The sequence below is a fragment of the Massilia genomosp. 1 genome, assembly GCF_011682185.1.
GTDB classification, from domain to species: domain Bacteria; phylum Pseudomonadota; class Gammaproteobacteria; order Burkholderiales; family Burkholderiaceae_D; genus Telluria_A; species Telluria_A rubra.
In genome coordinates, this window is the sequence record NZ_WHJF01000003.1 from 136,027 (window position 1) to 149,173 (window position 13,147).

General features: G+C 65.0%; 14 protein-coding genes. 8 read left to right on the forward strand and 6 right to left on the reverse strand.

What is annotated here, in order from left to right:
• Window positions 1-109 precede the first annotated feature (109 nt).
• A complete protein-coding gene (locus F1735_RS02115; protein ID WP_167235377.1) occupies window positions 110-505 on the forward strand; it encodes a hypothetical protein in 396 nt (131 codons plus the stop codon).
• Window positions 506-618: 113 nt separating this feature from the next.
• Window positions 619-1,047 (forward strand): helix-turn-helix domain-containing protein, encoded by a 429-nt coding sequence (locus F1735_RS02120; RefSeq protein ID WP_167235378.1) that lies wholly within the window; start codon window positions 619-621, stop codon window positions 1,045-1,047.
• Window positions 1,048-1,053: 6 nt separating this feature from the next.
• Here F1735_RS02120 and F1735_RS02125 read toward each other — a convergent pair whose 3' ends face one another.
• Complete coding sequence (locus F1735_RS02125; RefSeq protein WP_167235379.1) at window positions 1,054-1,839, reverse strand: AraC family transcriptional regulator; 786 nt, start codon at window positions 1,837-1,839, stop codon at window positions 1,054-1,056.
• 326 nt (window positions 1,840-2,165) lie between these two features.
• On the opposite strand from F1735_RS02125, the gene F1735_RS02130 reads away from it, so the two are divergent.
• From F1735_RS02130 to F1735_RS02140, 3 genes are all read left to right on the forward strand, one after another.
• Window positions 2,166-2,786, forward strand: coding sequence for an MSMEG_1061 family FMN-dependent PPOX-type flavoprotein (locus tag F1735_RS02130; protein WP_373888454.1), 621 nt, complete (start codon window positions 2,166-2,168; stop codon window positions 2,784-2,786).
• A gap of 92 nt (window positions 2,787-2,878) precedes the next feature.
• A complete protein-coding gene (locus F1735_RS02135) occupies window positions 2,879-3,661 on the forward strand; it encodes a CPBP family intramembrane glutamic endopeptidase (RefSeq protein ID WP_167235381.1) in 783 nt (260 codons plus the stop codon).
• 269 nt (window positions 3,662-3,930) lie between these two features.
• Window positions 3,931-5,244 carry a carbohydrate-binding protein gene (locus F1735_RS02140; protein WP_222852928.1) on the forward strand — a complete coding sequence of 438 codons (1,314 nt, stop codon included), beginning with the start codon at window positions 3,931-3,933 and terminating at the stop codon, window positions 5,242-5,244.
• 198 nt (window positions 5,245-5,442) lie between these two features.
• On the opposite strand, the gene F1735_RS02145 is transcribed toward F1735_RS02140, so the two are convergent.
• Window positions 5,443-6,117, reverse strand: coding sequence for a hypothetical protein (locus F1735_RS02145; protein ID WP_167235382.1), 675 nt, complete (start codon window positions 6,115-6,117; stop codon window positions 5,443-5,445).
• A 6-nt stretch (window positions 6,118-6,123) separates the two neighbouring features.
• Window positions 6,124-6,723 (reverse strand): short chain dehydrogenase, encoded by a 600-nt coding sequence (locus F1735_RS02150; RefSeq protein WP_167235383.1) that lies wholly within the window; start codon window positions 6,721-6,723, stop codon window positions 6,124-6,126.
• A 103-nt stretch (window positions 6,724-6,826) separates the two neighbouring features.
• Between F1735_RS02150 and F1735_RS02155 the strand changes: the two genes are divergently transcribed.
• On the forward strand, window positions 6,827-7,711 hold the full coding sequence (locus F1735_RS02155) for a LysR family transcriptional regulator (RefSeq protein ID WP_167235384.1): 885 nt from the start codon (window positions 6,827-6,829) through the stop codon (window positions 7,709-7,711).
• Window positions 7,712-7,740: 29 nt separating this feature from the next.
• Here F1735_RS02155 and F1735_RS02160 read toward each other — a convergent pair whose 3' ends face one another.
• From F1735_RS02160 to F1735_RS02170, 3 genes are read right to left on the reverse strand one after another with little or no spacing between them, the layout of a single operon-like run.
• Window positions 7,741-9,180 (reverse strand): efflux transporter outer membrane subunit, encoded by a 1,440-nt coding sequence (locus F1735_RS02160; protein ID WP_187364128.1) that lies wholly within the window; start codon window positions 9,178-9,180, stop codon window positions 7,741-7,743.
• Window positions 9,181-9,197: 17 nt separating this feature from the next.
• On the reverse strand, window positions 9,198-10,805 hold the full coding sequence (locus F1735_RS02165) for a DHA2 family efflux MFS transporter permease subunit (protein ID WP_167235385.1): 1,608 nt from the start codon (window positions 10,803-10,805) through the stop codon (window positions 9,198-9,200).
• Between the two features lie 9 nt (window positions 10,806-10,814).
• The gene (locus F1735_RS02170; RefSeq protein ID WP_167235386.1) at window positions 10,815-11,975 is read right to left on the reverse strand and encodes an HlyD family secretion protein; all 1,161 of its coding nucleotides are present in this window, start codon (window positions 11,973-11,975) and stop codon (window positions 10,815-10,817) included.
• A gap of 109 nt (window positions 11,976-12,084) precedes the next feature.
• Here F1735_RS02170 and F1735_RS02175 point away from each other — a divergent pair, with 109 nt between their 5' ends.
• Both F1735_RS02175 and F1735_RS02180 read left to right on the forward strand, forming a co-directional pair.
• A complete protein-coding gene (locus F1735_RS02175; RefSeq protein ID WP_167235387.1) occupies window positions 12,085-12,756 on the forward strand; it encodes a TetR/AcrR family transcriptional regulator in 672 nt (223 codons plus the stop codon).
• A gap of 87 nt (window positions 12,757-12,843) precedes the next feature.
• Window positions 12,844-13,029, forward strand: coding sequence for a hypothetical protein (locus F1735_RS02180; RefSeq protein WP_167235262.1), 186 nt, complete (start codon window positions 12,844-12,846; stop codon window positions 13,027-13,029).
• Window positions 13,030-13,147 lie beyond the last annotated feature (118 nt).

Below are 13,147 nucleotides of genomic sequence, written 5' to 3' on the forward strand. Positions count from 1 at the left end.
ATGGCGCTCAAAACAGGGTAGGATAAGCCAGCTGTTGATGAAACAGGCATCATTAACAGGCTGATAACCAATCCGCGCGGACAGCGCAACTTGCTGACAGGGGGTCCCGATGAATTTCAGGCGCTTCACCAGATCGCGATGGGGTTCGGTTTTTTTGTCCATCGTCTTGTTTGCCGGCGCTTTTGTGATCGCCATGGCGCTGCCGGGCCTTGTTTCGTTCTCCTGGCCGGGCTGGAATACGGTCCTGAAATCGGGATGCCTGTTTGCCGTGCTTGGCGCCTGTTATGGATCGATCGCGGCGCTTGACGGCAGATCGCCCATGGCTGCCGGCGACTATCCGCTTGTTCGCACCTTGTTGTGCGGCGCATTCGCCGCCGCCGCCGTTCTGGTCTGGCAGGCGTGGCCGCCGGCCACGATCGGCCACGCGTGGCTCGCCGGCGGCGCTGCCATCGGCGGCGTGCTCGGATGGATCGGGTGGGCCTGGGCGAAATACATTAACTTCTAGCTACCCACACTTTTGGGGGGGTGCGCACTCACCCGGGCGGCCCTGTTCGCCCATGCTCGCTTCACGCATCATTCGTCGCTGACGCAAGATCGTCGGCCACCCTGGAGCGAAGCATGCAAGCGACCCTGATTTCCCCCCTCTCAAAGGCGCCGCCGGTGCGCCCCGGTTACCACGCGGCGGCGCTGCCCTTACCCGCTGCCGATGAAGGCAAAGGCGCCCTCGCCGCCTGGCAGGTGCGCCAGCTGACCGCGCATATCGACGCCAACCTGTGCGCGACCCTGCGCACCACCCATCTTGCCGCCACCGTGGGACTGAGCGTAAGCCATTTCTCGCGCGCCTTCAAGAATGCGGTCGGCGTGCCGGCCCGCGTGTACGTGCTGTGCCGGCGCGTGGCGGCCGCCTGCGAGGCCATGCTGGCCGGCGACGAGCCGCTCACGCACATCGCGCACGCGCACGGCTTTTGCGACCAGTCGCATTTTTCGCGCGCCTTCCAGATGCTGGTCGGGATGGGGCCGCAGGCCTGGCGCCGCAGCCAGCGCTGAACGGCCTTAACTCGCCGGCAGCGCGCGCCGGTAAGCCGCCGGCGTGGCGCCGAATTCGCGCGCGAACAGCTTGATGAAGGCGCTCGCGCTGGCATAGCCCAGGTCCATGGCCACCGTGGTCACCGGCTTGCCGGCGGCGAGCATTTCGAGCGCCCGCATCAAGCGCGCGCGCTGGCGCCAGGCGACGAAGCCGAACCCGGTTTCGGCGCTGAAGCGGCGCGTGAGCGTGCGCGTACTCATGGCCGCCGCTTCGGCCCAGCGTTCGAGGTCGCGCTGGTCGGCCGGATCGTCGATCAAGGCACGCGCCACGCGCTGCAAACGGGGGTCGCGCGGCAGCGCCAGTCCGAACGGCGCCGGCGGCGCCTGCCGGATCTCGTCGAGGATCAGCTGCGCCACGCGCTCGCGCTGCGCGTCGAGCGGATCGAGCGCCCACGTGGCGGCGCGCAGCACCGCTTCGCGCAACAGGCTTGAGGTACGCAGCGTGCAAGGGCGCCGCGGCAGGTCGGCGCATGCCGGTTCCGCCACATACACGCTCCAGCCCGAAAATGGCCCGTGCGAGCGTACCGAATGAAAGTGGTGCGGCGGCAGCCAGACCGCATGAATCGCCGGCACGATCCACTGGCCGTCTTCCACGCCGACCGACAACAGTCCGCGCATGGATCCCATCAACTGGCCGCGCGCGTGCCGGTGACCGGCGGAACTGCGCTCGCGCTCCTCGCTGCCGGCGGCCACGATCACGACGGGTCCTTCCGAGGTATTGATAAGGGCGGGATCGAGGGTCAGGTCGGACATGGCGGATTCGAGCAAAAGGTTGGCCGATATAGTGTACAGCGGACAGGCCGCTTTGCTTATCCTGCATTTTTATCCTTCTGGAGACAAGCATGCGAGCACACGATATCCTTCCCGACGATACAAATGAAGCCAGCTTTGCCGGCCTGGCGATCCGCAAGGGCACGGTGGCGGCCTTTCTCGCCAATGCGCGCGCCTTTGCCGATCCGGCGCTCGCGCTCGATGCGCGCGCCGCCGTGCTGGCCGATATCGAAGCGGACCTGCCGGCGCTGCGCGCGCTCGGCCTGTTCGAGGTTCTCGAGGTCAGGCACGCGCCGCTGCGCGCCCTGCTGCGCGAACCGGCGGCGGCCCCGCAGCCGGACCTGGACGCGCTGTATGCGGCGCCGGCGGAGCGCATCCAGAAGGCGGTGCTCGAGCGCCTGGTGCCGATGCACGAAGACTATCTGAAAGCGGCGACCTTCTTCTCGTTTGCGAGCGGGCGCGCGCAAGGACTCGACGTGTCGCCGCGCGGCGGGCCACCCGGCTTCGTGCAGGTGCTCGATGCGCACACGGTCGCCTTTGCCGACTGGCCGGGCAACAACCGCATCGAGTCGATGCGCAACCTGGCCGAGGACGAGCGCGCCGCGATGCTGTTCCTGTTCCCGGGGCTGGAAGTATTCATGCGCATCAACGGACGCGCGCGCGTGAGCACCGATGCGGCGCTGCTGGCGCGGCTGGCCGAGGGCGGCAAGGCGCCGAAAACGGCCATCGTGCTGGCGATCGACGAGGTGCTGATGCATTGCGGTAAAGCGATCAACCGCGCGCGCCTGTGGCGGGAAGCGTCGCGCCTGGAGCACGCCGGCCTGCCGACGGTGGGCCAGATGCTGGCGTCGATGGCGATGATCGGCGAGGCCGATGTGGCCCAGGCGAATGCGCACTACGAGCAGGCGGTGCGCAACGATCTGTATTAAGCGCCTATCTCGGCCGGCCAGGCCATCTGGGATAATGTACGCCAGCGATACATGGCGACTTTTTCGGATCTCACTGGCCGGCGGAAAAACGAATGAAACGATTGCACCGATTGCACCTGAGCGCGCCGCTGGCGTTGGCGGCATTGGCCGTGTGGCTGCTACTGACGCTGGGCGGACAGTGGCTCCAGTCCGGGAGGGGCCAGCACTCGCTGGCCGATGCGGCCGGCGGCGGCATCGGCGTGGGCTGGCTGCTGGCGGCCGGTTTTGCCGCCATCGTCGCCCTGGCTTCGCGCGACCGCCGCGCCGCAGGCCTGTTTGCGCCTGCGCCAATGCGATCGGCGCGGCTGGTGTGCTTGCCTTTGCTGTATGCCCTCCTGATGCTGCTGGTGGCCTGGGCCGACGGCTGGCCGGCGCGCGGCGTGCTGCTGCTGGTCGCCTGCAATACGGCGCTGGTGGCGCTGTCGGAGGAACTGATGTTCCGCGCCGTCCTGTTGCAGGGCTTCCTGGACCGCTTCGCGATCTGGCCGGCCGTGTTCCTGTCCTCCGTCGTGTTCGGCGCGGTGCATGCGGCCAACGGCTTCGCCAGCGGCGACGCCGGCGCCGCGCTGGTGCAGTCGGTGTCCGCCTTTTTGCAGGGCCTGGCCTACAGCGCCATCCGCCTGCGCACCCGCTCGATCTGGCCGATGGTATTGGTGCATGGGCTGTGGGACTTCTCGCTGATGTCGTCGATGCTGTCGGCCACCTCGGGCGGCGAGGACTCGGTGCTGCCGTATGCCGCGCTGTTCGCCGTGCTGCCCATGTGCCTGTATGGCTTGTACCTGATGCGCGCCGTGCGTGGTCATGCCATGCCGGGGATGGCGGCGCCGGCGACGTGACGGTCATCTCCTGCTTGTCAGCCTCGCGCTTGCTGTGACGTGCGATTTGGGTGTGTACCGCTGCCCGAGACGGCGAAACCTTGGCGTAAACACGACAGAACCGCTCCGAAAGTGACATTAGCTTTGTGCAGGTTTTGACAATACCTCAAATGTGCAAGATACTCAATTCAGATGGAAGCGTTTCCATCAAGGTCGTCATTGCCGCTAGCATCGGCTGGAAGTGCTTGCAGCCCGCACGTAAACCAACTATCAATTCGGAGACTTTCAACATGAAAACAAAGACGATCAACGTCTTGCTGGCATCAGCATTGAGCGCCGGCGCCATCGCCGGTTGTGGCGATAACGCGGCGCGCGAGCGGGTCGACGGCGGACAAGCCCCCGTTGCCCCGGTGCAGACAGCGACACAAGCCGGTTCCAGTTCCAAGATGGCCGCCCTCTGCACTCTCCAGGCCGAAGACTATTCGGACGCCTTCGACACCACAGCCGGTAATTCCGGCAACCAGCACCGCACCGACAGCGTCGATATCGAAACCACGTCCGACGCAGGCGGCGGTTACAACGTCGGCTGGACCGCCAACGGCGAATGGCTGGCCCACAACAACATCACGTTCCCGACCAGCGGCGCCTATACCATTGCGTACCGCGTTGCGGCCCCTGCCGCCGGCGGCGTGATTTCGACCGACCTCAACGGAGGCACGATCCCGCTGGGCAGCACCTCGGTTCCCGCAACGGGCGGCTGGCAGAACTGGACCACCGTGCAGCGCACCATCAAGGTCAATGCCGGCACGTACAACCTCGGCACCTTCATCAGCAGCGCGGGCTTTAACCTGAACTGGATCAGCATCGCCGGCGCGAGCTGCGGCACCACGCCACCACCTGACGGCTGGACGCTGGCCTGGGCGGACGAGTTCAACGGCACCTCACTGGACACCTCGAAGTGGAACATCGAAGTCAACGGGGATGGTGGCGGCAACAACGAGTTGCAGTACTACACCGCGCGTCCGGAGAACATCCGTGTCACCGGCGGCGAACTGGTGATCCAGGCGCGCAAGGAAGCCTACATGGGCAAGCAGTACACCTCGGGCCGCATTACCACGCAGGACAAGGCCAGCTGGCAGTATGGCCGGATCGAAGCGCGCATGAAAATCCCGACCGGCAAGGGTACCTGGCCGGCCTTCTGGATGCTGGGTAACTCCATCAACAGTGCGCGCTGGCCGGCAAGTGGTGAAATCGACATCATGGAGCACATCAATTCCGAAGCGGTCACCCACGGCACCATCCACTGGTCGGATCAGAACAACGCGTATGCCAATTACGGCGGCCCATCGGGCAACCTGGACTTCTCGCAGTACCACGTGTATGCCGTGGAGTGGGATACCTCGATGATCCGCTGGTATGTGGACGGGAACAAATTCCACGAAGTCAATATCGCCGGCGGCATCAACGGCACGTCGGAGTTCCATGCGCCGTTCTTCCTCCTGTTTAACCTGGCGGTCGGCGGCAACTGGCCTGGCAGCCCGGATGGATCGACCGCCTTCCCGAACCAGATGCAGGTTGACTACGTTCGCGTTTATCGCAGGTAATCCAGAGCTGGAGAGCAAGCATTTTCTCTCCAGCTGTTCCCCCTTCGGCGCGTCCGCAATGCTGACGATGGGGACAAGCACTGCAGCGCCCCTCCCTGCAATTCGAAGGCCCTCATTGACGCCTGCCGAATCTGACCGGATCACCGCTCGCCGTGGCGCTGTCCGAGCGAGAGCGGAGCAAGCCCATCCCCATGAGAATTAGTCGTCAGCGACAGGGAGCGGATATTGCAGCGCTTCGATAGCCCACATGCGCTGTTCGCGCTTGTTCCAGGTAAGCAGGCCAATCAAGTCACCTTCGGCGTCATAGACACGCAGGTTGGCCGGGCTGCGCTCTCCGGGACCAGGTCCGCAATACGCTCCCACCAAACAGGACTTCGGTTCGACCACGCCAAAATCGCACTGCGCATGTTTGAGGAGAGGCTGCGCGACATTCATCAACTGATATCGCGCCCCTCCACAACAAAGCGCCCGGGGCGCTTGGCGCCGTCCCATGCGCCAGCGCAACTGGTCTTCGATTTCCTTGAGCGCGCCTGCCGCATCCATGTATTCGGTATCGCCCGGATAATCCACTTTCCGGCCACCCCGCGCGGCGCCGTAGGCGTCTTCAAAAACCCGCACAGGAGCAATATCCTCCACCAAGCAAAGGCAATCGCAATCCTTGCACCACGCCGGGCGTATATTGACCGACAACAGATCGTCATAGGCCACCTGGTTTCCCGCCGGTTCCGTCCCCACGTAATACCACGCCTCGCGAAAGGCAAACTCAAACTTTTCGTTGCAGCTGCTGCACGCATAATAACTGGGGAACATCGGGGTCTCGGGCGGATGGCGGAATGCCTCATTATCCGCCGGGTCCTCACTGGCAACAAGCATGCCGGCCTACCACACCCGGTACACCTGCCCCGTCTGCGCACCTTCCACGCTGCGGCTGTACGCCAGCGCCACGCGGCTGGCCGGCGCCGCCTCGAATCCATAAAAATACGGCCCATACGTATCGAGCGATTCTTCCAGCACCGTCGGGCTGATGGCATTGATGCGCAGTCCGCGCGGCAGTTCGATCGCCGCGCCGCGCACAAACCCTTCCACCGCGCTGTTGATCATGCTGGCCGACGCGCCAAAGCGGATCGGCTGCTCGCCCACGATGCCGCTGATCAGGGTGATCGATCCGCCATCGTTCAAGTACCCGGCCGCCACCTGCGCCACATTCACCTGCCCCATCAACTTGCTGGCGATACCGACCTGGAACTGCTCTGGCCCCAGTTCGGCCAGCGGCCCGAAATGCACCGCGCCCGCCGCCACCACCACGGCATCGACCTTGCCGACTTGCCCGAACAGGGCGCGCACCTGGGCGATATCACGGATATCGGCGCGCACGTCGCCGCTGTTGGCGCCGACGCTCACGATCTCGTGACGCACGGCCAGATGGGAAGAAACTGCCTTGCCGATGGTGCCGCTGGCACCGATAACGATGATTTTCATAGTGACTCCAAAAGGAAGAATGCGGAGTGACAGTATCTCGCCGTTAGTAATGAAGATAAATGGGCTAACATGGCGGATATTACATACTAAGACTTCGGAATCGATGGACAAGCTGCGCAGCATGGAGATTTTCACGGCGGTGGTGGACGAGGGCAGCTTCACGGCGGCCGCCACCCGTTTCGACATGTCGGCGGTCATGGTCGGCAAGCACGTGCGCTTTCTGGAAGAGCTCCTGGGCGCGCGTCTGCTGGCGCGCACCACGCGGCGCCAAAGCCTGACCGAAATCGGCGAACAGTTCGTGGAGCAGTGCCGCAGCATCCTGGAACAGGTAAGGGCCGCCGAATCGGGCGCGGAAGCGATGCGCCTGGCGCCGCGCGGACGCTTGCGCATCAGCGCCCCGGTGACGTTCGGCAGCGAGTCGCTCTCGCCGCTGCTGCCCGCCTACCTCGCCCGCTATCCCGAAGTGAGCCTCGACCTGGAACTGAACGACCGCCTGGTCGACGTCGTCGACGACGGCTACGACGCGGCCATCCGCATCAGTGAACTCGACGACTCGGGCATGATCGCGCGCCGCCTGCGTCCCTACCGCATGCTGATCTGCGCGTCGCCGGCGTACCTTGCGCGGCATGGCACGCCGCGCGTGCCGGCCGACCTGGCGCGGCACGAATGCCTGGACTTCATGCATTGGAAAAAACTGGTGCGCTGGCGCCTGGGCGACGACGACGGCAGCGTGCCGGCGCGGGTCAGCCGCTTTCGCTCGAACAATGGCCAGGCGCTGAAACAGGCGGCGCTGGCCGGCTTCGGCATCGTGATGCAGGCGCAGGTCATGCTGGCCGACGAAGTGGCGGCGGGGCGGCTGGTGTCGCTGATGGAAGCGCACATTCCACCGCCGCGCGCCATGCACGTGCTGTATCCGCGCGACCGCCAGGCCACGCCGAAACTGACAACGTTTATCGATTTTCTGCTGGAGCACTTCGGCCCGCTGTAGTACGCATTGCGCACGACAGCGGGAAGCGCTTAGCGCGCCGCCTGGGCGATGGTCGCCTCGGCCGCTGGCTGGGTCCAGCCGCCACCGAGCGAACGCGCCACGGCCACGCTGGCCAGCAGGCGCTGGGTGCGGATCTGGGCGGCGGCGCGGTCGGCCGTCAGGGAACTGCGCTGGGCGTCGGTCACGTCCAGATAGGTCGACAGGCCACGCTCGTAGCGTGCCTGCGCCACCAGGTAGGCGCGCGCCGCGGCCTGCTGCGACTGGGCCTGCACTTCGCCCTGGCGCTGGCGCTGCTGCACGTCCGACAAGGCATCTTCCACTTCGCGCAGGGCCGTCAACAGCTTGCTTTCGTGATTGGCGCGCGCTTCGGCGTAACGCGCCTGCGACATGGCCAGGTTGGCTTTGTTGCGGCCGCCATCGAAAATCGGCAGCGACAAGGCCAGCGGCCCGACCGAGAACTGGCGCGCACCGCTGTCGGCCAGGTTGCGCAGGCTCTCGGAAGCGAATCCAAAATTGCCGGTCAGGGTCAGCGACGGATAAAACGCGCCTTCCGATACCGCCACCTGCGCATTTGCCGCGCGCAGGCCGGCCACGCTCGAGGCCAGGTCGGGGCGCTGCGCCAGCAGGGTGGCCGGCAGGCCGACCGGAATGCCTGGTGGCGCCGGCAGCTCCGTCTTGTCCATGGCGGCGATCAGCGGCGACGACGGCGACACGCCAACCAGGGTGGCCAGGCTGTGTTCGAGCAGGTTGCGCTGGCGCTGCACTTCGTGCAAGTCCGCCTCGGCGTTGCCACGCTCGATGCGGGCGCGCGAGACATCGAGTTCGTTGGTCAGGCCGGCGCCAAAGCGCGCTTCGACCAGTTGCTGCGATTCGCTGCGGGTGGCCAGCGCGTTTTTCAGGATCGCCAGTTCGGCATCCATGCCGCGCAGCTGCCAGTAGGTGCTGGCCACCTGCGCCGACAGCAGCAAGATCACGCCGTCACGGTCGTCCTGCGCCGCCAGCGCCTGGGCGTCGGCCGCCTCGACCACGCGCTTGACCCTGCCCCACAGGTCCAGCTCATACGAGAGCGAGCCGCCGACAAAATAGTTATTCCCTTCGATCGAACGGTGCCCCAGGGCCAGGCCCTGCGAGGTCTCGGCCGAACTGCGGGAATTGGCAACCGAGGTGCTGACGTTCACGCTCGGCGAGAGCGCCGCGCGCAGGTTGCCCATCTGGGCCTGCGCCTGCAACAGGCGTTGCGCGCTCGCCTTGACCCCAAGGTTGTCGCGCACGGCGCGCTGCTCAAGGTCGTTCAGGGTGGCGTCGCCGAACACGCTCCACCAGCTTGCCGGCAGGCGCGCGCCAGCCTGCTTGTCGGCGCCGGCGTGGCGCCAGGCGGGGTTGGCGAGGGCGACAGGTTCGACGAAATCGGCGCCGATGGTGGCGCAGCCGGACAGCGCCAGCAGCGCGCACAGGATCAGTGGCTTCAAGATGATTCTCCCTACTTTTAATGAGCGCCCGCGCCGGGACCGGACGGGGCTTTGACGTTGTCGGCGAACAGCAGCGCGCCGACGCAAGCGAACAGGAATATGGCCATGATGACAAAGCCATCGTTGTAGGCCATGACATAGGCTTCGCGCCGCACCACGCCGCCGATCACGGCCAGCGCCTGGTTGGCGGCGGTGGCCGGGTCGATGCCGTTGGACACAAAGGCGGCGGTCAGCTGGTCCAGGCGTTCCTGGACCGGGGCCGACATGGCGGTGACCGACTGGCCGATGATCGCCGAGTGAAAGTGCTCGCGGTTGGTCAGGCTGGTGGCCAGCATGGCGATGCCGATCGAGCCGCCCAGGTTACGCGTCATGTTGAACAGGCTCGATGCGGACGAGGTGTCGGCCGGCGCGATTTTATGCATCGCGAAGCTCGACAAGGTCAGCATGATGAAAGGCTGGCCCAGGGCGCGCACGACCTGAGACCAGAACAGCTGGTCGTACCCGGTGCTCGCATCCATGTGCGAATTCATCAGGCACGAAATTCCGAACAGGGTCAGGCCGATCGAGCACAGGATGCGGTTGTCGACCTTGGACGAGAGCGCGGCGGCGAACGGCATGATGAACAATTGCGGCAGGCCGGCCCACATGATGACTTCACCGATCTGCATCGGCGTGTAGCCGGCGATCTGGCCCAGGTACAGCGGCAGCAGGAAGGACGATCCGTACAGGCCCATGCCGATCACCGCCGACAAAATCGTGGCGACGATGAAGTTGCGCTGCCCGTACAGGCGCAGGTTCACGAAAGGATCGGGGCGGGTCAGGCTGGTAACGACCCAGCCCACCAGGCCAATGAGCGACAGGCTGGCAAAGGCGATGATGAAGTTCGATTCGAACCACTCCTTCGAATTGCCTTCTTCCAGGAAGATGGTCAGGCAGCCGAGGCCCATGGCCATCAGGAAGATGCCGAGCCAGTCGGCCTTGAGCAGCAGGCGCACATTGCTCGGGCCACGGTCCAGGCCCCACCAGATGCCGCCGATCAGCAACAGGCCCGGCACCCAGTTAATGTAGAAGATCGACGGCCAGCCGTAGATTTCGGACAGGTAGCCGCCCAGGGTCGGACCCATGGCCGGGGCCAGGGTCGCGGTCAAGCCGAAAATGGCCATGCCGACCGAACGGCGCGAGGCCGGCAGCTTGGCCATCACCAGGGTCATCGCCATGGGAATCAAGGCGCCGCCGGTGAACCCCTGCAGCGCGCGGAACACGATCATGCTTTCCAGGTTCCAGGCCGAGCCGCACATGGTCGAAAACACCAGGAACAGCGCGGTGGTGCCCATCATGTACATGCGCATGCCGAACACGCGCGCCAGCAGCGCCGTCATCGGGATGACCACGATTTCGGCGCACAGGTAGGCGGTGGAAATCCACGAGCCTTCTTCCTGCGTGGCCGACAGGGTGCCCAAAATGTCTTTGAGCGAGGAGTTGGTGATCTGGATATCCAGGATCGCCATGAAAGCGCCCAGCATGCCGGCGGCGACGGCGATCCAGGTGCGCAGGTCGACCTTCTCGGCGATCGGCGGCGCTGCCGCCATTCTGCCGGCGGTCATGGTGTTGGTCGGGCTGCTCATGAAATGTGCTTAGTGGGCTGCGGGGGCGGCAACCGGGGCGGCCGCGGTCTTGGTGGCGGGAGCGGCCTGGCTGATGTCGATTTCGGCCAGTGCCGACATGCCCGGCACCAGGCGCCCTTGCAGGGCCTTGACGTCTTCGGCGCGCAAGACGATCTTGACCGGCACACGCTGGACGATCTTGGTGAAGTTACCGGTGGCGTTATCGGCCGGCAGCAAGGCGAACTGGTTGCCCGAGGCCGGCGAGAAGCTGTCGATGCGCCCGACCAGCGGATGCTTCGGCATGGCGTCGATCACCACATGCACGGCCTGGCCGGGATGCAGGTCGGCCAACTGGGTTTCCTTGAAATTGGCGGTGATCCAGACATCTTCCTGCACGATGGCGGCAAGCTGCTGGCCCGGCTGGACGCGCGCGCCCACTTCCACGCTGCGGCGGCCAAGGCGGCCATCCACGGGAGCGACGATGCGGTTATAGGCCAACTGCTGCTGGGCGTCTTTCAACTGGGTTTGCAGGACCTTGATCTGGGCCTTGACGACATCGCGCGCGGCGCCGGCGGCGGTGATCTGGGCCTGGGCCGCGACCACGGTGCCACGGCGTGCCGACACGTCGGCCACGGCGCCGGCGCGGCCGGCGTTGGCGGCATCGAGTTCGGCTTTCGAAACGGCCTTCATCTGCGAGGTATACAACTGGCCGAAACGCTCGGCGTCCTGCTTGGCGCGCAGCAGCAGCGCTTCCGATTGCACCACCTGGGCCGAGGCGGCGGCGGCCTGCGCGCGCACCTGTTCGACCTGGGCGTCGGCCTGCAGCACCTGCTGCTGCGCGCTGGCGATCTGCGCCTGGATCTGTTCGACCTTGACGCGCTGGTCGGCCGGATCGAGTTCGGCGATCACGTCGCCGGCCTTGACGTTCTGGTTATCTTCCACCAGCACACGGGTCACCACGCCGGAAATGCGGGCCGATACCGGATGCACGTGGCCGGACACGAAAGCATTCTCGGTCTCGACGAAATGCGAGCTGCGGTACCACATGCGGCCACCGGTGCCGATCGCCACCACGGCGATCAGGGCCAATACGCCGCGCACGCGCCAGTTGGGCGGCGTCGCGACGGGGGCGGCGACGGTTGGAACGGCGGCGAGTTCTTTTGGCTCGGCCTTGGCTTGTGCTTGCGACATGGTACTGCTCCGATAATGAAATGGGGTAGGGGCATTATTCCCTAAGCATTTCACCAAGTCAAGAAATGAAACGGTTGCATTTCATTTTAGATTGAATTAGAGTATTGGCATGACGACAGCCTCCTCTGCCCCACCAGTACCGGCCGCCCCAGCTACCAAGTCGGCGGGCCGGCCGCGCGCCTGCGAGCTCGAAGCGCGCCACAACAACCTGATCCAGACCGCTGGCGAACTGATGCTCAAGCACGGCTACAGCAAGGTCAGCCTGGAAACCATCGCCCGTGAAGCCCACGTGGCGGTGCGTACGATCTACGTCAAGTTTGGCGGCAAGGCGGGCTTGTTCCAGGCGGTGCTGCTGGCCAACCGCAGCCGCTTCTTCACGGCCAGCGCGGTGGAAAGCGATATGCGCCCGCTCAAGCAGGTCATTTCCGAATTCAGCCTGCAGTTCTTCGACATGATCAGCGCGCCCGAGGCCTTGAGCATGCAGCGCATGGTCATTGCCGAAGCAGCGTCGAACCCGGAATTATCGACCTCGTTCTACGAAGCCGGGCCGCGCCAGACGCGCGAGATGCTGCTGCGGTATTTCGCGCGTGCCGACGTGCGGGCGCAGTTGCGCGAGGACCTGGCGCTGGAATTGATTCCCACGTTTTTGCTCAATTGCGTGCAGGGGGAGTACTTCGGACGCTTCTTGTTCCAGCCGGTTGCGCAGGCGCGGGAAGATGTGGTGACGGCGCTGGAACAGCGGCTCGACCTGTTTTACCGCAGCGTGCTGCGGGCGCCGTAAACGGGCCGCGTGCCCGGCAGAATGTGCGTCATCGCACCGCAGTGCTGCGTTTTATCTGACACAGTTCACTCCTTTCAAGGAGGATGTATGAGCAAGTCTGCTCGCTACGAATGGCATGACCAGCAAGCGTCACTGAATGAACGGGTGAAGGGTTTTTTGGAAAACCCGAACATGGAACAACTCGAAGCGGTGGTCGCGGAGATGCACGCGTATGCGGCTGCCGCAAGGTCGGGAAATATCGAGATTCCTGCGCGGTGGGTGAGTTTTCGCTAATCGACATCGATAGCTTAACCTCGGGTACAAACTAAGAGCCGTCGTCCCCGCGAAGGCGGGGATCCATAGCACCGTTGATCACAGGTGCTATGGATCCCCGCCTGCGCGGGGACGACGG